Origin of the sequence: Streptomyces racemochromogenes (assembly GCF_044129415.1) — a bacterium.
GTDB lineage: Bacteria > Actinomycetota > Actinomycetes > Streptomycetales > Streptomycetaceae > Streptomyces > Streptomyces racemochromogenes_A.
On the sequence record NZ_JBBDHD010000124.1, the window covers coordinates 1 to 19,294 of the forward strand.

At 73.9% G+C, this 19,294-nt stretch carries 16 protein-coding genes and 2 pseudogenes; 7 read left to right on the forward strand and 11 right to left on the reverse strand.

What is annotated here, in order from left to right:
• Window positions 1-263: 263 nt before the first annotated feature.
• Together WDV06_RS30440 and WDV06_RS30445 are read right to left on the reverse strand one after the other, a co-directional pair.
• Window positions 264-917, reverse strand: coding sequence for a response regulator (locus tag WDV06_RS30440; protein WP_395513028.1), 654 nt, complete (start codon window positions 915-917; stop codon window positions 264-266).
• Window positions 914-2,098, reverse strand: coding sequence for a sensor histidine kinase (locus WDV06_RS30445; RefSeq protein WP_395513029.1), 1,185 nt, complete (start codon window positions 2,096-2,098; stop codon window positions 914-916). Before WDV06_RS30445 ends, WDV06_RS30440 begins: the two co-directional genes overlap by 4 nt.
• Window positions 2,099-2,258: 160 nt before the next feature.
• Here WDV06_RS30445 and WDV06_RS30450 point away from each other — a divergent pair, with 160 nt between their 5' ends.
• Complete coding sequence (locus tag WDV06_RS30450; RefSeq protein ID WP_395513030.1) at window positions 2,259-2,831, forward strand: hypothetical protein; 573 nt, start codon at window positions 2,259-2,261, stop codon at window positions 2,829-2,831.
• On the opposite strand, the gene WDV06_RS30455 is transcribed toward WDV06_RS30450, so the two are convergent.
• Complete coding sequence (locus tag WDV06_RS30455) at window positions 2,828-3,400, reverse strand: cob(I)yrinic acid a,c-diamide adenosyltransferase (protein ID WP_395513031.1); 573 nt, start codon at window positions 3,398-3,400, stop codon at window positions 2,828-2,830. The two genes, WDV06_RS30450 and WDV06_RS30455, sit on opposite strands and share 4 nt — an antisense overlap.
• A 182-nt stretch (window positions 3,401-3,582) precedes the next feature.
• Here WDV06_RS30455 and WDV06_RS30460 point away from each other — a divergent pair, with 182 nt between their 5' ends.
• The 4 genes and pseudogenes from WDV06_RS30460 to WDV06_RS37370 form a co-directional block, all read left to right on the forward strand.
• A complete protein-coding gene (locus WDV06_RS30460; protein ID WP_395513032.1) occupies window positions 3,583-4,431 on the forward strand; it encodes a 3-hydroxyacyl-CoA dehydrogenase family protein in 849 nt (282 codons plus the stop codon).
• A 184-nt stretch (window positions 4,432-4,615) separates the two neighbouring features.
• Window positions 4,616-4,939, forward strand: coding sequence for an STAS domain-containing protein (locus tag WDV06_RS30465; protein ID WP_344165298.1), 324 nt, complete (start codon window positions 4,616-4,618; stop codon window positions 4,937-4,939).
• 112 nt (window positions 4,940-5,051) lie between these two features.
• Window positions 5,052-5,693 carry a LysE family translocator gene (locus WDV06_RS30470; protein ID WP_395513033.1) on the forward strand — a complete coding sequence of 214 codons (642 nt, stop codon included), beginning with the start codon at window positions 5,052-5,054 and terminating at the stop codon, window positions 5,691-5,693.
• 657 nt (window positions 5,694-6,350) lie between these two features.
• Window positions 6,351-8,084, forward strand: a pseudogene (locus WDV06_RS37370) (ATP-binding protein); the annotation flags it as partial.
• A gap of 1,507 nt (window positions 8,085-9,591) precedes the next feature.
• Here WDV06_RS37370 and nucS read toward each other — a convergent pair.
• Window positions 9,592-10,263 carry an endonuclease NucS gene (nucS, locus tag WDV06_RS30480; RefSeq protein WP_395513035.1) on the reverse strand — a complete coding sequence of 224 codons (672 nt, stop codon included), beginning with the start codon at window positions 10,261-10,263 and terminating at the stop codon, window positions 9,592-9,594.
• Window positions 10,264-10,483: 220 nt separating this feature from the next.
• Here nucS and WDV06_RS30485 point away from each other — a divergent pair, with 220 nt between their 5' ends.
• Entirely contained in the window at window positions 10,484-10,876 is a 393-nt protein-coding gene (locus tag WDV06_RS30485; protein ID WP_030235830.1) for an SCO5389 family protein, read from the forward strand.
• Between the two features lie 84 nt (window positions 10,877-10,960).
• Here the strand turns inward: WDV06_RS30485 and WDV06_RS30490 are convergent, their stop codons facing one another.
• Window positions 10,961-12,004 (reverse strand): LLM class flavin-dependent oxidoreductase, encoded by a 1,044-nt coding sequence (locus tag WDV06_RS30490; protein WP_395513036.1) that lies wholly within the window; start codon window positions 12,002-12,004, stop codon window positions 10,961-10,963.
• A gap of 251 nt (window positions 12,005-12,255) precedes the next feature.
• Here WDV06_RS30490 and WDV06_RS30495 point away from each other — a divergent pair, with 251 nt between their 5' ends.
• Window positions 12,256-12,582 carry an ATP/GTP-binding protein gene (locus WDV06_RS30495; RefSeq protein ID WP_395513037.1) on the forward strand — a complete coding sequence of 109 codons (327 nt, stop codon included), beginning with the start codon at window positions 12,256-12,258 and terminating at the stop codon, window positions 12,580-12,582.
• Between the two features lie 11 nt (window positions 12,583-12,593).
• Here WDV06_RS30495 and WDV06_RS30500 read toward each other — a convergent pair whose 3' ends face one another.
• From WDV06_RS30500 to WDV06_RS30525, 6 genes and pseudogenes are all read right to left on the reverse strand, one after another.
• The gene (locus WDV06_RS30500) at window positions 12,594-13,487 is read right to left on the reverse strand and encodes an ABC transporter permease (protein WP_395513038.1); all 894 of its coding nucleotides are present in this window, start codon (window positions 13,485-13,487) and stop codon (window positions 12,594-12,596) included.
• Window positions 13,484-14,605, reverse strand: a complete 1,122-nt coding sequence (locus tag WDV06_RS30505; RefSeq protein WP_395513039.1) for an ABC transporter ATP-binding protein — start codon at window positions 14,603-14,605, stop codon at window positions 13,484-13,486. The genes WDV06_RS30500 and WDV06_RS30505 overlap by 4 nt, the downstream gene beginning before the upstream one ends.
• Window positions 14,606-14,772: 167 nt before the next feature.
• Complete coding sequence (locus tag WDV06_RS30510; protein WP_395513040.1) at window positions 14,773-15,552, reverse strand: ABC transporter permease subunit; 780 nt, start codon at window positions 15,550-15,552, stop codon at window positions 14,773-14,775.
• A gap of 2 nt (window positions 15,553-15,554) precedes the next feature.
• Complete coding sequence (locus WDV06_RS30515) at window positions 15,555-16,481, reverse strand: ABC transporter ATP-binding protein (protein ID WP_395513041.1); 927 nt, start codon at window positions 16,479-16,481, stop codon at window positions 15,555-15,557.
• Between the two features lie 138 nt (window positions 16,482-16,619).
• Window positions 16,620-17,558: a coiled-coil domain-containing protein gene (locus WDV06_RS30520; RefSeq protein ID WP_079429807.1), complete on the reverse strand. Its 939-nt coding sequence runs from the start codon at window positions 17,556-17,558 to the stop codon at window positions 16,620-16,622.
• 194 nt (window positions 17,559-17,752) lie between these two features.
• Window positions 17,753-19,294, reverse strand: a pseudogene (locus WDV06_RS30525) (hypothetical protein); the annotation flags it as partial.

Below are 19,294 nucleotides of genomic sequence, written 5' to 3' on the forward strand. Positions count from 1 at the left end.
GGGGGGGGGGGGGGGGGGGGGGGGGGGGGGGGGGGGGGGGGGGGGGGGGGGGGGGGGGGGGGGGGGGGGGGGGCGCGGGGGGGGCGGGGGGGGGGGGGGGGGGGGGGGGGGCCCCCCCCCCCCCACCGGGGATGGGACCTGCGCCGCCCGTGAGCACGCCGGAAGCGATCGTTTGTCATGGCACGCTCACCACAGTGTTGCGGTGAGACTAGAAAGGTCTGTACCAAGCGTCAAGAGGTCCAGACCTCCTCTCCGGTGGTGCTCTACAGCCCCAACTCCCGCGCCAGGACGGCTGCTTGCACGCGGCTGCGCAGCTCCAGCTTCGCCAGCAGCCTGCTGACGTGCGTCTTCGCGGTGGCCTCCGCCATCTCCAGCCGGACGGCGATCTCCGCGTTCGACAGCCCCTCGCCCAGCGCCGCCAGCACCTCCCGTTCGCGCCGCGTCAGCGACTCCACCGCCGCGGCGGTCGCCGGACGTACGGACGCCCGTACCGGCTTCGGCGCGGCGAACTCGGCGATCAGCCGCCGGGTCACCGCCGGGGCGATCAGCCCCTCGCCGCGCGCCACCGTCCGCACCGCCGCGATCAGCTCGCCCGCGTCCGTGTCCTTCAGCAGGAAGCCCGCCGCCCCCGCCCGCAGCGCCCCGAACACGTACTCGTCCAGGTCGAAGGTGGTCAGCACGAGCACGTCGGCCAGCCCCTCCCCGACCACCCGCCGGGTGGCCTCGACCCCGTCGAGGAGGGGCATCTGCACGTCCATCAGCACCAGGTCCGGCCGCAGCTCCCGGGCCAGGCGCACCGCCTCCTCGCCGTCGGCCGCCTCCCCGACCACCTCGATGTCGCCCGCACTGCGCAGGATCAGCACCAGCCCCGCCCGTACCGCCCGCTGGTCCTCGGCCACCACGACCCTGATGCTCACTCCGCCACCGTCCCCTCCTGCGCGGGCAGCTCCGCCCGCACCTGCCATACGGGCCCCCGCGGGCCCGCCGTGAACCTTCCGCCGAGCAGCTGCGCCCGCTCGCGCATGCCGACCAGTCCCGCCCCCGAGCCCGGGGCGCGCGGCCCCGGACGGTCCCCGTACGGGGAGTCCACCGCCACGGTCAGCAGGCCGCCCTCCCGGGCCACGCGAACGGCGACCGAACCGGCTGCGGCGTGTTTGAGGGCGTTGGTCAGGGACTCCTGGACGATCCGGTACGCCGCCAGCTCCACCGGCGCCGGAAGCGGAGGCCCGGCCGGGCGTGCGTCGTGCAGGACGAACTCCAGCCCGCTCGCGGCGCCGTTCGTCCGGGCCTGCTCCAGCAGGGCCTCCAGCCCGTCGAGCGAGGGGACGGGCACGGCCTCCTGCCCGGCGCCCGCCTCCCGCAGCAGCCCGATCAGCCGGCGCATCTCGGCCAGCCCCTGCACGCTGTTCTCGCGGATCACCCCGAGCGCCTCGCGGCTGGTGGCGGGGGAGTCGATGGAGAGCGCGGCGGTGGAGTGGATGGCGATGGCGGACAGGTGGTTGGCGACCATGTCGTGCAGCTCGCGGGCCATCCGGGCGCGCTCGGCGGCCACGGCCTGCGTCCGGTCCATCTCGGCCAGCAGGGCCGTCTGCCCGGCGCGCAGCCGCGCGGCCTCGGCGGCCTCGCGGTGGTTGCGCAGGGTGGCACCGGTCAGGGCCGGGCCGAAGCACACGATGCCGGTGACGATGCCGATCATCAGGGACTGCGGGGTGCGCAGCCAGGCCACGGCGGCGACGGTGACGACGACCGTGATCAGGCCGGTGGAGACCGGCAGCCGCCGCGCCATGGCCGGTGTGCCGTAGACGACGGCCGCGTACATCAGGTCCGTGAAGACGATCACGGTGCCCAGATTGCCCACGGTGAACTGGTCCGCGACCACCGCGACGGTGCCGACGGCCAGGGTGAGGCGGGGGGCGGTGCGGCGCAGCAGCTCCATCGGCCCGATGGCCAGCAGCGGGACGAGGGCCGCCCAGGCGGGGAAGAAGTGCCGGTTGCCGGTGCTGTAGACCCCCACGGTCCACAGCAGCACACCGGCGAGCACGCTGACGACCGCGAGGAGCACGTCGTCGCGGTGCGGGCTGAAGGTCCTGGACTGCACGGTCCCATCCAACACGGGGCGCGGCGGCGCGGCGTCGGCGGTGGGGCGGAGCCGCGGCTACATCGAAGGATGCAGCGCGGATTCGTCACCGGTGACGAGGTGGCGGGGCGTGGCCGCCGGAATCCTGGAAGGGAGTCCACGAGGGGAAGGAGGGCGGGCCGTGCTCGTCGCACTGATCGCCGCCTGCGAGATCGGGTTCTGGGTGCTGCTGGCCGGAGGCCTGGCGCTGCGCTACCTGGCCGGGATGCCGAGGCTCGGCGCCGCCGTCCTGCTGTGCGAGCCGCTGCTGGAGCTGGCGCTGCTGGTGGTGTCCTTCGTCGACCTGAGGAACGGCGGCGAGCCGAGCTGGAGGCACGGGCTCGCGGCCTTCTACATCGGCTACACCGTCGGCTACGGGCACTACACCGTGAAGTGGCTGGACCGGCACGCCGCCCACCGCCTCGCCGGGGGCCCGAAGCCGCCCGGGACGAAGTACGGCAAGGCCCGCGCCGTCCACGAGTGGAAGCTGTGGACGCGTACCCTCGTCGGCGCGGCGGTCGCGCTCGGGCTGCTCCAGGCCGGGATCTGGTACGTCGGCGACGCCGCCGACACCGGCGGCCTCCAGGCGTGGCAGTTCGCCGCCCTGCGGGTGCTCGGCATCCAGGCCGTGGTCGCCGCGACCTACTCGATCTGGCCGCGCAAGGCCCCGGCCGGCGCGGACGCCCAGGGGGAAGCGGCCGGCAGCGGCCGCTAGCGTTCGCCCCCCGGGACCCACAGGACGTCGCCGAGTTCCTTGTTGGCCGTGCGGGCCAGGATGAACAGGAGGTCCGACAGGCGGTTGAGGTAGGTGGCCGTCAGCGGGTTCATCACCTCGCCGTGCACCTCCAGTGCCGCCCACGTCGAGCGCTCCGCCCGACGGACCACCGTGCAGGCCTGGTGCAGGAGCGCGGCGCCGGGGGTGCCGCCCGGGAGGATGAAGCTGCGGAGCTTCTCCAGCCGCTCGTTGAAGACGTCGCAGTCCGCCTCCAGCCGGTCGACGTAGAACTGCTCCACCCGCAGCGGCGGGTACTGCGGGTCCTCCACCACCGGGGTGCACAGGTCGGCGCCCACGTCGAACAGGTCGTTCTGGACGCGGACCAGGACCTTGACGACCTCCTCCGGCAGCGCCCCCAGCGCGATCGCCGTCCCGATGGCGGCGTTGGCCTCGTTGGCGTCGGCGTACGCGGAGATCCGCAGGTCCGTCTTGCGCGTACGGCTCATGTCGCCCAGGGCGGTCGTGCCCTGGTCGCCGGTGCGGGTGTAGATGCGCGTGAGGTTCACCATGCCGCCAGGGTAGTGCGGGCCAACTGCGGGCGGCCCGCGCACTGCTGGGCCGTGTCGGTGTGATGTCCGTCATCTGAGACGTGACGCGTGTTACTTCGCGGTCACTGGGCCCCTCACGGACGCTAGTCTCCGCCGGAGAGGCTACGAGGCCGGGTCGTACTGAGAACAACGAGGGGTGTGCAGTGGCTGGGAAGCTCGCCGTCATCGGCGCGGGACTGATGGGTTCCGGGATCGCTCAGGTCTCCGCTCAGGCGGGTTGGGACGTCGTCCTGCGGGACGTCACCGACGCCGCGCTGACCCGGGGCACCGACGGGATCAAGGCCTCGTACGACAAGTTCGTCTCCAAGGGCAAGATGACGGCGGAGGACGCCGAGGCGGCCCTCGCCCGCATCACCACGACCACCGACTTCGACGCGGTCGCCGACGTGGACATCGTCGTCGAGGCCGTCTTCGAGAAGATCGAGGTCAAGCACGAGATCTTCCGCACCCTGGACGAGCTGGTCCGCGAGGACACCGTCCTGGCCTCCAACACCTCCGCCATCCCGATCACCAAGATCGCCGCGGTCACCAAGCGCCCGGAGCGGGTGGTCGGTGCGCACTTCTTCTCGCCCGTCCCGATGATGCAGCTCTGCGAGCTGGTCCGCGGCTACAAGACGAGCGACGAAACCCTCGCGGCCGCCCGGGCGTTCGCCGAGTCGGTCGGCAAGACCTGCATCGTCGTCAACCGCGACGTCGCCGGCTTCGTCACCACCCGCCTGATCTCCGCCCTCGTCGTCGAGGCCGCGAAGCTCTACGAATCGGGCGTGGCCACCGCCGAGGACATCGACATCGCCTGCAAGCTGGGCTTCGGGCACGCCATGGGCCCGCTGGCCACGGCCGACCTCACGGGCGTGGACATCCTGCTGCACGCCACCAGCAACATCTACACCGAGTCGCAGGACGAGAAGTTCGCCGCGCCGGAGCTCATGCGCCGCATGGTCGACGCGGGCGACATCGGCCGCAAGAGCGGCCAGGGCTTCTACAAGCACTGAGCACGGCCGTTCGAATCCCCGCACCCTACGGGGTGAATTAGGTATCGGTTCGCTCACGGTCGGCAACTTCACCGCCCGCGCGGCAGTCAGTTGCGGTGAGAGTTGCCGACCACGAGCCGACGCCGACCATGAGCCGCCACGGACCCGTCGGACCACAAGCACGCAGTACAGCCGGGGAGCACACATGCACATCAGGGGCGACCACGCCGAACTCGCTGTCGGGGGCCGCCTCGACGTGCGCAGCGCGGCGGACGCCCGTACGGCCCTCCACACCGCCCTCGACGACGGCCACGGCGACCTCGTGCTCGACCTGACCGGACTCGACTCCTGGGACGCGACCGGACTCGGCGTGATCATGGGAGCCCACCGGCGGGCCGGCCGGACCGGCCGGCGGCTGGTCCTGCGCGGGGTGCCCGACCGGATGCAGAGGCTGCTCGTCGCCACCCGGCTGCACCGCATCCTCGCGATCGAGGGCGGGCTGGAAGCGGAGTCCCTGCCCCGGGTCTGATCCGGGGCGGGCCCGGCGCCGGTGGGCGTGCGGCGGGGCGCGGGCTGCGCGGGCTGCGGGGCTGGGGAAAAAGGGGCTGCGGGGGCGGACCGGCCTCGGTTTACATGGACGCATGGTGTCCACCGACAGACTGCCGGCCTTCGCGGCCATGTCGTTCCTGCTGATCGTCATCCCCGGCCCGAGCGTGCTCTTCGTGATCGGCCGGGCCCTCGCGCAGGGTCGCCGGGCCGCGCTGACGACGGTGGCCGGGAACACGCTGGGCGCGTACGTGCTCGTGGTGGCCGTGGCCCTCGGGGTCGGGTCGGTCGTCGAGCGTTCGGTCCTCGTCTTCACCGCGCTGAAGCTGGTCGGCGCCGCCTACCTGGTGTACCTGGGCGTCAAGGCCGTGCGTCGGCGCGGCTCCCTCCAGGCGGCCCTCGCCGAGACGGCCCCGGTCGCGCACGGCGGGCTGCGGACGCTGGGGGAGGGGTTCGTGGTCGGCGTGGCCAACCCCAAGACGATCGTCTTCTTCGCCGCCGTGCTGCCGCAGTTCGTGGACCGGGAGCGGGGCGGTGTGGTCCTCCAGATGCTCCTGCTCGGCCTGGTCTTCAACCTCATCGCGATCGTGTCCGACAGCGTGTGGGGGCTGGTCGCCGCCACCACCCGGAGCTGGTTCACCGGCTCGCCGCGCCGGCTCTCCCTCGTCGGCGGGGTCGGCGGGCTGACGATGATCGGCCTCGGCGTCGCCGTCGCCGCGACCGGCCGCAAGGACTGAGCGCGGATACCGCCCGAAGGTCGCGGAGTTCCGGATTCCGCACGGACGGGCGGGAAACGTAACGGTCCTATGGTGGAGGCACCCCTGCGGTACCGACGCGACCCGGCAGCGTTTAGGGTCGGGCGGAAACCGGACCAGTGGCGACGAGCGGCGCGAGCGAGGCCGGGCGGCAGGGAAGACGGCGACGGAGCGCGCGACGCGAGGCGGGGGGACGTGGTCATGGACCGTACACAGGGGAAGCCCGGGGAGGGCCTCCGGCCCGGAGCCGAGGCCGCTGCGGCAGCCGCGAGGCGCACCCCGGCCGACCGCCGCCGTTCGCCCCGGCCCCCGACGGCCGACGCCCCCGGCACGGCCCCCCTCGGCCCCGCCGCCCCCGACGCCGGCGCTCCCGGCCCCGACGCCGGCACGGAGGCCCTGACCGGCGGCCGGCCGGCCGCCGGTACGCCCTCCGACCGCTCACCCGCCGGTACGCCGGCCGTCGGCGGGCGGGCCGACCGGTCGTCCGCCGGGGCCTCGGCTGCCGGCGCGCCTCCCGGCCCGGCGGCCGCCGGTACGGGCGCGGATGCGTCCCCCGCCGGGCCGTCAGCCGGTGCCCCTGCCGTCGGCGGGTCCGGCGACGGCACCTCGGCCGGGGGAACACCGGTGGGCGGTGCGGCCATAGCCGGCGGGGCCGTCGGCGGGGGGCCGGGGCTTCCCGCCGCGCCCGCACGGGTCGTCACCCTGACCGCCGGGGAGTTCACCGTCACCGTCAACCCCGTCGACGGCAGCGAGATCGAGCCCCACCGGCCCGGCGCCGACGCCGGCCGCCGCCCCGGGAAGCGCGACGCCGCCTCCCGCGCCGCCCGTGACGCCGCCGCACGGCCCCCCGTTGCGCCCGTCACCCGCCGCCCGCTCCTGGAGCGCGACGAGGAGCAGGAGCGGCTCGTACGGATGCTCCAGCGCGGCCGCTCCGTACGGCTGACCGGGCCCGCCGGATCCGGCCGCACCGCCCTGCTCGACGAAGTCGCCCGGGCCTGCGCCGGCCTCGCGCCCGACGGCGTGGTCCGGCTCAGCGGGTACGGCCGCCAGCAGCCGGCCGAGCTGCTCCACGCCCTCTACTCGGCCGTGTACGCCACCGAGGGCCGCCGCCCCGACCGTACGGCCCTGCTCGCACGGGTCCGTGAGATCGGAGCCATCGTGCTCCTCGACGACCTGGAGCTGAGCGGCCCCGCGCTGGACGAGCTGCTGCGCGCCACCCCCGAGTGCGCCTACGTCCTGGCCGCCACCCCCGACGCCAAGTCCCCCTCCGACGACTCCCCCCTGGAGGAGGTCGTCCTCGGCGGCCTCGGCCGCACCGGATGCACCCGGCTGCTGGAGCGGCTCACCGGGCGGCCCCTCACCGAGGCGGAGACCGCATGGGCCGGGGACCTGCGCTTCGCCTCCGAGGGGCTGCCGCTGCGCTTCGTCCAGGCGGCCGCGCTGCTGCGGCAGCGCGACGAGCTGAACGCGACCGCCGCCGGGGACGAGGACGAGGAGCCCGGGGTCTTCGAGGAGCGCCCCCGCGACGCCGCCCCCGTGCCGCTGCCCACCCTGGCCCAGGCGGCGGCCCCCGCCGAGCTGTTGGCCTCCCGGGTGAGCGAGTCGGCCCGCGCCGCCCTGCGGATCGCCTGCGCGCTGGGCGGGGAACTCCCGCACCCCGCGCACCTGCCGGCGCTGGTCGGCGACACCCACGCCGACGCGGCCGTCGCCGAACTGCTCGGCTGCGGGCTGATCACACCCGTCGGACCGCGCTACCGCCTCGCCGAGGGGGTGGCCCGGCAGCTGGAGGAGGCCGGGTACGGAGGCGCCGGCGCCGAGGAGGCCCGTACCGCCGCCCGGCACTACGCCTGGTGGACCGGGCACGCCTCGGTCACCCCGGAGCGGGTCGCGGCCGAGGCCGACGCGGTGCTCGCCGCGCTGGCCGGGGCCGATGTGGTGGCCGCCGTACTCCTGGCCCGGGCGGCCGCTCCGGCGTTCGCGGCGTCGCTGCACTGGGACGCGTGGGAACGGGTGCTGCGCGCGGGGGCGGAGGCCGCGCGGAAGGCGGGGGAGGTCGCCGAACAGGCGTACTTCCACCACGAGCTGGGTGTGCTCGCCCTGTGCGAGGGCCGGCTGGACCGGGCGCGGGCCGAGCTGGAGGCCTCGATCGGGCTGCGCGGCGCGCTCGCGGACAAGCGCGGGACGGTCGCCGGGCGGCGGGCGCTGGCGCTGGTCACCGACCGGGAGGCGCTGGGCTCGCGGCCCTCCCCGCCCCTGCGCCTGGAGGCCCCGCCGGCCCCGGTTCTGTCGGCGACGGCGGCCCTGGACGGGCCCCGCCCGTCGGCCCTCGGCGTCACCGGCCCCTCGGCGACGGCCGCGACGGCCGCGACGGTTCGGCTGGACCTGGAGGGGACGGCCCCGTCCGCCCCGGGCACGGATGCCCCGTCGGCCGGGGGCGTACCGGCCCTGTCGGCGACGGCGGTGACGGTGCCCCTGGACCTGGAGGGGGCGGTCCCGTCCGACCCCGCTACGGGTGGCCGGGCGGCCGCGGGTGCGAAGGCCTCGCCGAGCCGGCGCGAGGCCGCTCCGCCGGCCTCGCGGACGGCCGGTGCGACGGCCGCGGGTGTACCGGGCCTGTCGGCGACGGCCGCGACGGTGCCGCTGGACCTGGACGGGGCGGTCCCGTCCGCCCCGGGCACGGGCGCCAAGCCGTCGCCGGCGTCCGGTGCGGCGGTTCCGTCAGCCCCCTCGGGTGTGCCGGGTCCGGCGGTGACGGCTGCGACGGTTCGGCTGGGCCCGGACGGCGCGGTCGCGTCCGGTGCGGGCGCTCCCTCGACGGCGGGCGCCGCCGGCTCATCGGCTCCGTCGACGCCTGGGGCGGCCGCGGCGCTTCCGCGGAGGCGGGGCGGGGCGGTCGCGTCCGGCCCGGCTGCGGGTGCCCCGGAGGCTTCGGGCGTGGAGCCTTCGGCGGCTCGGGGGGCGGCGGGCTCGGCGGCGGCCGGGGCCGGTCCCGGTGCGGGGAGCCCGGCGGCGCCGTCGGTGTGGGGTGCGAAGCTTCCGGCGGGGTCGGTCCCGCCGGCCACGGCGAAGCCGGGCACGGCCGGGTCCGCGCGGAAGGCCTCCGGCGCCCCGCTCGGGGAGACGGCCCGCCGCGGGCCCGGGTCGGAGGCCGTCACGCAGGTCAACCCGGTGATCCGCCGGGCCCAGCTGCCACCCCCGCAGACCCCGGAGAACCTCTCGGCGGTGTTCGGGAACGCCTTCCCGCCGCCCGCACCCGCCCCCGCACCCGTGCCGCCGCGCCCCGCCCGCCCGCACCCGGCGGCCGGCCTGGCGGGCCGCCGCCGCGCGGCGCTGCTCGGGGCGGCCGGGGCGCTCACCGTGGCGGCCCTCGGCACGGTCATCGGTCTGACGCTGGCCCCGGGCGGTACGGAGACCCCCCAGACCCCGTCGGTGTCGTCGAGTCCCTCGGCGAAGGTCTCCCCGCGCGTCCCCCAGGTCCCCGGGACCGGCGCCGGCGACCCCGCGGCCGAACCGGTCACCCCGCCCGGGCCCGGCCGGACGCCCGGCCCGCAGCCCGGGCGCGGTGGGGCGGCTTCCACGTCTGCGACACCGTCGGGGACACCCGTTCCGCAGCCCCCGGGCACCTCGCCCGCTCCCGAGCCGCCGACCACCCCGCCCGCCACGACCCCGTCGACGCCGGTCGGCTCTCCGACGGCCCCGACCCCGTCGAAGACCCCGTCCGACCCCTCTCCGTCGGACCCGGCCCCGTCGAAACCGTCGACTCCGACCACGCCGGGCCCCCAGTCCCCGACGGCCACGAACTGACGCCCGCCCGGCGCTCAAAAAAACGCCGGCGGGGCTGGATGGATCCAGCCCCGCCGGCGTTCGGTCCCCGCGCGCGTCAGAACAGGCGCAGCTTGTCGTCCTCGATGCCGCGGAGGGCGTCGTAGTCCAGGACCACGCAGTCCATCCCCCGGTCAGTGGCCAGGACCCGCGCCTGCGGCTTGATCTCCTGCGCCGCGAAGACGCCCCGCACCGGCGCCAGGTGCGGATCGCGGTTCAGCAGCTCCAGGTAGCGGGTCAGCTGCTCGACGCCGTCGATCTCCCCGCGCCGCTTGATCTCCACCGCCACCGTCGCGCCCGAGGCGTCGCGGCACAGGATGTCCACGGGACCGATCGCCGTCATGTACTCACGGCGGATCAGGGTGTAGCCCTCGCCCAGCGTCTCGATGCGGTCGGCCAGCAGCTCCTGGAGGTGCGCCTCCACGCCGTCCTTGATGAGGCCCGGGTCGGTGCCCAGCTCGTGGGAGGAGTCGTGGAGGACCTCCTCCATGGTGATGATGAGCTTCTCGCCCGCCTTGTTGACGACGGTCCAGACGTTCACATCGTCCCCGCTCCCCTCCTTGAGGGTGCACGGAGGCGACATCCAGTTGAGCGGTTTGTACGCCCGGTCGTCCGCGTGGATCGAGACACTGCCGTCGGCCTTCACGAGGATCAGACGGGGTGCCGAGGGCAGATGGGCGGTGAGCCGACCCGCGTAGTCGACGGAGCAGCGGGCAATGACGAGACGCATGGTCGGCAACGCTACTCGACCGACGGGCCTTCACGCGATTCGCCCCTGAAAGCCCCGTTCGCCGATGGCGCGTTGTATGCGCATTCTCCTGGTGCGCCACCCGGCGGGCGCCTACCGTGGTGAGCAGGAGGTTGCCGAGCGTGCACACTGCGTCGCGGCCTCCTTCCCTGCCCGTAGGACTCCGGCGACCCAAGACGCCGGGGTCACGAGAGGAGAACCCATGTCGCTCGACGTCTCACCGGCCCTACTCGAACAGGCCGAGCGAGGCGAGGTCGACGAAGCCGCCTTCGTCGACTGCGTCCGGACCTCCCTGCCTTACGCATGGGAGATGATCAGCTCGTTGACGGCCCAGCTGGAGGTTGAGGGCGGAGAGTTCGCCGACAACCAGACGCCGCCGCCGGACGAGCAGGCGCGCGGCCAGCTGCTGCGCGCGCTCGCGAGTGACGCGATACGGGGTGCGCTGCAGAGGCACTTCGGGGTGCGCCTGGCCTTCCAGAACTGCCACCGCGTGGCGGTCTTCCCGCTGGACCCCTCGGTGGACGACCGACTGGCCAAGTTCACCTCGATCCGCGGCCAGCTGCTCAACCAGTCGCCCGAACTGCGCGACTGCTAGCAGGACCGGTACTCCGCTGCCGCTCCGTGTCGCGGGAGGTGCGACTGACACAGGAGCGGCAGCCCAGGCCGTACGGGCCGGCGATCAGGCCGACGGTCGGGCGAGCAGGGGGAGTACCTCCGCGCCGAGACGCCGGACGTTCTCCTCCGTCGCGGCAAGGTCTCCGGAGCCCTCCGCCAGCAGGGCGAAGCGCGTGATGCCCGTGCGCTCGGCGGTGGCCGCCAGCCGGTCCGCCGCCAGCTCGGGCGTGCCGACCGGGTGCAGGTCGCACAACAGCTCCGTATAGGCGTGGGGGTCGCGCATCGCGCGGTGCCGGCCGTCCACCGTCACGTGCGCGTCGAGGCCCTGCCGCAGCCAGCCGGGCATGGCCTTCAACAGGGTCTCGCGGGCGTCCTCCGTTCGGTCCGCCAGCTGGCACACCCCGGCCGACACGTGCCCGGCCGCCCGTACGGCCTCCGGGGCGTGCCCCGCCGCCAGCGCGGTCTCGCGCCAGAGCGCGACCATCCCCGCCTTGTCCTCGTCCCCGCAGTGCATGCCCAGCAGCATCGGCAGCCCGCGCCGCGCGGCCGTCCGCACCGACTCGGGGGAGGTGCAGGCGACGATCACTTCCGGCCCCGTCCCGTCGCCGTCCAGCGCCTGCGCCGGGCGCGGTACGACGGCCACCTCGCGGAAGCCGTACCGCTCGCCCGCCGCCCCCACCCGGGGCTCGGCCAGCCAGCGCCGCAGCAGGTCGAGGTCCTCCGGGAACCGGTTCTCGTACGCGTCGAGCCCGCCGCCGAACACCTCCAGGTCCACCCAGGGGCCGCCCCGCCCCACCCCCAGGGTGAACCGGCCCCCGGAGGTGACGTGGAGCAGGGCCGCCTGCTCCCCGAGGGCCACCGGGTGCGTGTTCGGCAGCACGCTCACCGCCGTCCCCACCCGCAGCCGCCGGGTCCGGCCCAGCAGCAGCGCCGCCAGCGTCACCGCCGACGGGCAGACCCCGTACGGGACGAAGTGGTGCTCGGCGAGCCAGGCCGAGTCGAGCCCGGCCTCCTCCGCCACCTCGGCGGTCCGCACCGCCCGGTGCAGCGCCTCCCCCTGTCCCTGGCCCGGGAACTGGGCCGCCAGTACAAACGCTCCTACGCGCATCGCCCTTAGCCTCCTCGCGGCTGGCGCGGCCTCCCCCAGGTGGACCGGCTCGTTGCTCGTTGATGGCATCAACGTCTGCTGGCAACAACGTCTGACACGTGCCAAAGGCACGGCCTGACAGGAAAGTTATTGAGATAGTCGGGCCAGTTCCGTTCGGATGAGAACCTCCACCGGACACCCTGCGGGTACCCCGTCTCCCGGCGCGTAGTCTGGGGGAAAGTCACTGCCCGCCGCCCCTTCGTGAGGTATACGTGTCACCGCGCCACAACCGCCCCCGGGGCGGAGAGACCCCGGACGAACGGCCCGGCTCCGGATACGACCGGTACGGACTGGAGCGCACCGAGGAGTACCTGGGCGAGGAGTGGAAGGTCCGGCACGTCGCGGGGGCCAGCGCGGCGGGCAAGCGCTACCGCTGCCCGGGCTGCGACCAGGAGATCCCCTCGGGCACCCCGCACCTGGTGGCGTGGCCCGAGTACGGCGGCGTCGACGACCGCCGGCACTGGCACAAGGCCTGCTGGAACGCGAAGGACCGCCGCACCTCCAAGGTGCAGCGGTCCCGCAACGCCCCGCGGTACTGACCCGCCGGCGCTCAGACGTCCCGGCGGCCGACGACGGCGTAGGAGGCGGTGACGGCGCCCGCCGTCACCACGACCAGCAGCGCGACCTGGGCCAGGGCGCTCGGCATCGTCGTCCCGTTGATGCCGCCGTCCTGCACGCCGAAGAGCTGGAACAGCCCGACCGGCGCGTTGTAGCGCAGGACCACCCCGCCGACCGCGTTCGTCACGGGCCAGACCATCAGTATCGACCCGAGCACCGGGGGCATGGTGACCACACCGAGCATCACCGCGATGGCGCCCGCCGAGTGCCGCACCAGCGCCCCGACGGCCAGCGCGAGCAGGCCCAGCAGGGTCACGTAGAAGCAGCCGGCCAGTGCGCCCGCCCACTCGGCGAGGCCGTGCGGCCCGGCGGCGGGCCCGTCGTGCAGGATCGCCGCCCAGAGGCCGACGAACCCCACCGAGCAGGCGATGGTGGTGAAGGCGACGGCGCCGAACACCAGGTACTTCGCGGTGAGCACCCGCAGCCGGTCGGGGGCGGCGGTGAGCGTGGTGCGGATCAGGCCCGTGCCGTACTCGGAGGAGATCGTCAGCACGCCGAGCACGATCACGGCGATCTGCCCGACCATCAGCCCGAAGAGGGCCGGCGCCGGGTAAGGAAGGTTCTCGTAGTCCCGGGACGCGGTCTGGAACACGGCCAGCATCCCGACGCCGACGACCAGGCCCACGAGGGAGCCGAGCGTCCACAGGGTGGAGCGCACGGAGGTCAGCTTGGTCCACTCCGAGGCCAGCGCGTGCCCCAGGTGCGGCCGGGGGGTGGGCAGCGGCGAGCTGTAGGGGCCGGGCCCGTCCGGCGCGTGCCCCTCGGGCGCGGCCCCGTCCGGCGCGGTCGTGCTCGCCGTCGGCTTCCCGGCGGGGGTGGTGGTCATCGGGGGTCCTCGGGGGTGGGCTGGGGGGAGGGGGCCAGATCGGCGGCGGTGCCCGGCATCAGGAAGGGCCGCCGCTCGGATCCCGGGGGCGGGGGAGCGAAGAAGCTCGCCGCCGTCTCGGGAGCGACGGCCGCCGGGGTCTCGTCCTCCCACGCGGGGACGGTCAGCGGCTCGGGCTCCCACAGCTCGGCGCGCGGATCGTCGGTCGAGGTGTACTCGACGGAGGCCTGGGTCATCCGCATGTAGGCCTCCTCCAGCGAGGCCCGGTGCGGGGACAGCTCCCACAGCCGTATGCCGGCCGTGTGCGCCAGCTCGCTGATCCGCGGGAGCTCCAGCCCGGTGACGCGCAGTGCCCCGTCGGGCTCCTGGAGCACCCGGCCGCCCGCCCCGGTCAGGGCGGTCGCCAGGGTCCGGCTGTCGCCGGGGTCCCCGCCGGCGGCGCGGACCCGCGCGAATCCGGCCGAGTTGTGCGTGATGAAGTCCTGCGTGCTCATGTCGGCCAGGAGCCGGCCCCGGCCGATGACGATCAGGTGGTCGGCGGTCAGGGCCATCTCGCTCATCAGGTGCGAGGAGACGAAGACGGTGCGGCCCTCGGCGGCGAGCTGCCGCATCAGGTTGCGGGCCCAGAGGATGCCCTCGGGGTCGAGACCGTTGACCGGTTCGTCGAAGAGCAGCACCTGGGGGTCGCCGAGCAGGGCGGCGGCGATGCCGAGCCGCTGGCCCATGCCGAGCGAGAAGCCCTTGGTCCGCTGGCGGGCCGCGGCCTGGAGGCCGACCACGCCGAGGACCTCGTCCACCCGCTTCTCGGGGATCCCGGAGAGCTGGGCGATGGACAGCAGGTGCGTACGGGCGCGGCGGCCGCCGTGCACGGCTTTGGCGTCGAGCAGGGCGCCGACGTGCCGCTGGGCGTTGGGCAGCTCCCGGAAGGGGAGGCCGTTGATCGTGACCCGGCCCGAGGTGGGCCGGTCCAGTCCGAGGATCATGCGCATGGTGGTCGACTTGCCGGAGCCGTTGGGCCCGAGGAAGCCGGTCACATGCCCGGGTTTGACCTGGAAGGACAGCTCGTCGACCGCGGTCTTGGCGCCGAAACGCTTCGTCAGGCCGACTGCCTCGATCATCCTGCTGCCCCTTGCCGGCCCCGGACGGCTCTCGCCCGTCTGTCTCCTAAGAGGATATCGAGCCGTGTCCGGTTCCCGCCGGGGCCGGATCCCTGAGCTGTCCCTGAGATCCGGCCCGGGGTTTTCCCGTAGTACGTGCGGCGTCCGCCTCGCGACGGACCCGCGCGTCAGGCGTCCCGCTTCCGCAGGACGAGGTAGCCGCCGGCGACGGCGGCGAGGACCCACAGGAGCATGATGCCGAGCCCGCCCCACGGGCCGTAGGGGGCCTGGACCTGGTTCACGGCGTCCGGGACGGTTTCCATGATCTTGGAGCCGGCCTGGTCCGGGAAGTACTGGGCGACCTTCCGGGTCGAGGCGAAGGCGTGGAGGATGTTCGAGATCAGGAAGAAGAACGGCATCAGGATGCCCAGGGCCAGGATCGAGCTGCGCAGGACGGTGGTGACGCCCATCGAGAAGAGCGCGATCAGGGCCATGTAGAGGCCGGCGCCGATCACCGCGCGCAGGGCGTGCTCCCGGCCGAGGCCGGCGCCGTGGTCGCCCAGGATCGCCTGGCCGAGGAAGAAGGACAGGAAGCTGGTGGCCAGGCCGACGGCCAGGGCGAGGGCGGTGGCGGCGGTGAGCTTGCCGAGCAGGAGGCTCCCGCGGCGCGGCACGGCGGCCAGCGAGGTGCGGATCATGCCCGTGCCGTACTCGGTGCCGACGACCAGGACACCGAAGACGATCATGGCGAGCTGGCCGAGGGACATTCCCGCGAAGCTGATCATGATCGGGTCGAAGGTGAGCTTCTCGGCGGGGGTCATGTCCGTGAAGCGGGAGGCGGTGAAGGAGCACAGCAGTGCGCCGAGCCCGACCGTGACGACCAGGGCCGAGGCCAGGGTCCAGGTGGTCGAGGCCACGGTGCGGATCTTCGTCCACTCCGACCGCAGGACGGCGGGGAAGGAGGCCACGGTCACTCACCGCCCTGTCGGGGCGCGTGGGCGTGGTATTCGACGGAGTCCGCCGTCATGCGCATGAACGCTTCCTCCAGTGAAGCCCGTTGGGGGCTGAGTTCGTGCAGCACGATCTGGTGCTGGGCGGCGAGTTCGCCGAGGCGCTCGCTCGGGACGCCGTCGATTTCCAGGGCGCCCGTGGCGGGGACGCTGATCGCGTCGATGCCGGCCTCGTGCAGGACGTCCTTGAGGCGTTCCTGCTGCGGCGAGCGCAGGCGTACGTAACTGCGGGAGTTCCGGTGGATGAAATCGGCCATGGACAAGTCGGCGAGGAGCTTTCCCTGTCCGATGACCACCAAATGGTCTGCGGTGAGCGCCATTTCGCTCATCAGATGGGAGGAGACGAAGATCGTCCTTCCCTCTGACGCCAGACCCTTCATAAGATTGCGGATCCAGAGAATTCCCTCGGGGTCCAGACCATTGACGGGTTCGTCGAACATGAGGATCTGTGGATCGCCCAGCAGCGCGGCGGCGATTCCCAGCCGCTGGCCCATTCCGAGCGAAAATCCTTTCGACTTCTTCCGTGCCACCGGGGTCAGTCCGACCAGGTCCAGCACCTCGCCCACCCGGCTCGTGGGGATCCGGTTCGACTGGGCGAGGCAGAGCAGGTTGTTGTAGGCGCTGCGGCCGCCGTGCATGGCCTTGGCGTCCAGCAGCGCTCCGATGTGTTTCAGCGGTTCCTTGAGGTCCCGGTAGTGCTTCCCGTCGATCCGCACCGTGCCGCTGGTCGGATGGTCGAGGTCGAGCATCATGCGCATGGTGGTCGATTTCCCCGCCCCGTTCGGGCCGAGGAAGCCGGTCACCGCCCCCGGTTTGACCTGGAAGCTGAGGTGGTCCACGGCGGTTTTCGCGCCGAATCGTTTCGTGAGGCCCTCTAGCTCGATCATGCGGCCACGCTAGAACGCCGCAGGGCCGTACGCCACCTCGAAAGGTGATGTACGGCCCGGGATGCCCGATTTGGGGCTACCAGCGAGTAGGTCCGCGTGCGTACGGGGGTGTATCCGCACGCGGGCGTACGGGAGTTGCTAGCGGCTCTGCTGCGCCGGCACTCCGCGGGTGACCGGCTCGTCGTCGATCGGGGAGCCGGCGGCGGCCACGGCCGCACCGGTCAGCGTCGCCAGCATCTCGCGGACGTTGGTCAGCTGGGCGTTGATGGAGTCGCGGCGGTTGGTGAGCGCCGCCAGCTCGCGCTCGGACTCGCTGCGGATGCGGTCGGCCTTGGCGTTGGCGTCGGCGACGATGTCCTCGGCCTGGCGCTGCGCGGTCTCCACGGTCTGACGGGCCCGGCGCTCGGCGTCCGTACGGAGCTTCTCGGCCTCCAGGCGCAGCTGTTCGGCGCGGTGCTCGATCTCCGCAAGGCGCTTTTCGGCCTTCTGCTGACGCGAGGCCAGGTCGCGCTCGGACTGCTCGCGACGCTTGGCCAGGTTGGTCTCGAAGTCCGCGGCGGCCTGGGCCGCCTTGGCGCGGGTCTCCTCGAAGAGCGCGTCGGCCTCCTCGCGCTTGGAGGCGGCGTCCTTCTGGGCCTCGGCGCGCAGGGTGGCGGCGTCCCCCTTCGCCTTCTCGACGATGCGGACGCCCTCGTCCTCCGCCTTCGACTTCCGGTCCGCCGCGAACGACTCGGCGTCGTTGCGCACCTGCTGCGCGGCGGACTCGGCCAGCTCACGGTGCTGCTCGGCCGCGCGACGGGCCTCCTCGCGCAGGTCCTTCGCCTCCTCCTCGGCCAGCCGCAGGATCTTCTCGACGCGGGCGCCGAGCCCGGCGTACGACGGCTCCGCGTCGCTCACCTGGGCCTGCGCGTTCTGCGTTTCGAGGTGCAGCTCCTCGATCCGCTTTTCCAGGGCGTTGATACGGCCGAGGGCGCTGTCGCGGTCGGAGACCAGCTTGGTAATGCGGTCGTCCACCTGACCGCGGTCGTAACCACGCCGCACGAGCTCGAAGCCGAAGGGGGAGGAAGTGTCGCTCATGGGGTTCCTGTCGAATGAGACCGATGAGGTGCTACGTGAGGTGTTGAGGGGAATCCTAGGCGCCCGGACGGCGTGTCATCGAGTCAATCCGCATTTGCCCTGGACAATGACACCCCTTTTGAGTGGCAAGGCGACGGAATGATTGTCACTCCTTCGACTGAACCTCCCTCAGAAGCACACGTCCTGCGTTCTGACTACCCCTCCGACGCCTTGCCACCCGAACGGGTGGACCCCGCCGATGCGCCGGCCTTCACGCCCCCCGCGCCCTGGCCGCCCAAAGCGGGCTTCCCGCCACCCGAAGGTGCCTCGAATGATTCCAACGCCTCAAGAACGTCCTGGACACGGGAGATCTCGGCCTGAATGTCCTCGCGCCTGCGCACCAGCACCTCCAGCTCGCGCCGGCCCTCGTCGACCAGCCGCTCGGCCTCGGCCTGGGCCTCCGCCAGCACGTTCTCGGCCTGCCGCGACAGCTCCGCCTTCTTCTGCTCGGCCTCCTTGAGCAGCGTCTCGGCCTTGCGCACGGCCGCGATGCGGACCTTGCTCGCCTCGCTGCTCGCGTCCGACACCAGCTCCTTGGCCTTCGCCTCCGCCTCGGCGCTCTGCTCGGTCGCCGCACGGACCAGCTTGTCCACGCGCTCCCCGGCCGACTTCATCTGCTCCGCCGACTCCCGGCGGGCACGCTCGTGCAGCTCCTCGACCTCGGACTCGACGCGAGCCCGCAGCTCCTCCGCCCGCTCCCTTATCGCCGCGGCGTCGCTGCGCGCCCCGACCAGCAACTCGTCGGCGTCCGTACGGGCCTTCTCCACCAGGGAGTTCCCCTCGACGGTCGCCTCGGAGGTGATCCGCGCGGCCTCCTTGCGCGCCGCGTCCACCATCGCGTCGGCCTGCTCCTCGGCCGCCGTCGTGGCGGCCAGGGCCTGCCGGCCCGCGTCGGAGGTCAGCTTGTCGGCCTCCGCCGCCGCCTCCGTGATGAGCCGGTCCACCTGCTCCGCGGCCTCGCGGCGGCGCTTGTTGGCCTCCTCGCGCGCCTCGTCCAGCGCCCGCTCGGCCTCCTCGCGGGCCTGCGTACGGGTACGGTCCGCCTCGGTCGCGGCCTCCGCCTTGACCCGCTCCGCCTCGGAACGGGTGCGCGTCGCGTGCTCCTGCGCCGAAGCCAGTGCCTCGGCCGCCTCCGCGCGCAGCCGCTCGGCCTCGCCCGCCGCCTCGCCGACCGTGCGCTCGTTGTCCTTGCGGGTCTGCTCGGTGAGCTTCTCCGACTCCGACACCGCCTCGGTGATGAGCCGGTCCGCCTGTTCGGCGGCCTCCGTGCGCAGCCGGTTGCCCTCCGCGCGCGCCTCGTCGAGGGTCTGCTCCGCCTCCCGCTCGGCGCTCGCGAGGGTCTCGTTGGCCGCCGCCGTGACGCGCTCCGCCTCCGCGGTCGCCTCGCCGATGATCCGGCCGCCCTCCGCGCGGGCCTCGTCCAGGGTCTGCGCGGCCTCGGCGCGCAGCCGGTCCGCCTCCGCCGCGGCCTCGCCGACCGTCAGCTCGTTGGCCGCACGGGTCTCCTCGATCAGCCGGTCGCCCTCCGCGCGGGAGTCCACCAGGATCTTGGCCGAATCCCGCTCCGCCGCGGCCAGCGTCGCCGCGGCCTGTGCCGTCAGCTTCTCCGCCTCGGCGGCGGCCTCGGTGATGAGCCGGTCCGCCTGCTCGGCCGCCTCGGTACGCAGCCGGTTGGCCTCGGCGCGGGCCTCGTCCAG

Coding starts and splice junctions, on each gene's coding strand:
- WDV06_RS30455 (WP_395513031.1), bottom strand. CDS start 3,400: ATGGTGAACCTCACGCGCATCTACACCCGCACCGGCGACCAGGGCACG.
- WDV06_RS30465 (WP_344165298.1), top strand. CDS start 4,616: ATGCACATCAGGGGCGACCACGCCGAACTCGCTGTCGGGGGCCGCCTC.
- WDV06_RS30470 (WP_395513033.1), top strand. CDS start 5,052: ATGGTGTCCACCGACAGACTGCCGGCCTTCGCGGCCATGTCGTTCCTG.
- nucS (WP_395513035.1), bottom strand. CDS start 10,263: ATGCGTCTCGTCATTGCCCGCTGCTCCGTCGACTACGCGGGTCGGCTC.
- WDV06_RS30485 (WP_030235830.1), top strand. CDS start 10,484: ATGTCGCTCGACGTCTCACCGGCCCTACTCGAACAGGCCGAGCGAGGC.
- WDV06_RS30490 (WP_395513036.1), bottom strand. CDS start 12,004: ATGCGCGTAGGAGCGTTTGTACTGGCGGCCCAGTTCCCGGGCCAGGGA.
- WDV06_RS30500 (WP_395513038.1), bottom strand. CDS start 13,487: ATGACCACCACCCCCGCCGGGAAGCCGACGGCGAGCACGACCGCGCCG.
- WDV06_RS30505 (WP_395513039.1), bottom strand. CDS start 14,605: ATGATCGAGGCAGTCGGCCTGACGAAGCGTTTCGGCGCCAAGACCGCG.
- WDV06_RS30515 (WP_395513041.1), bottom strand. CDS start 16,481: ATGATCGAGCTAGAGGGCCTCACGAAACGATTCGGCGCGAAAACCGCC.
- WDV06_RS30520 (WP_079429807.1), bottom strand. CDS start 17,558: ATGAGCGACACTTCCTCCCCCTTCGGCTTCGAGCTCGTGCGGCGTGGT.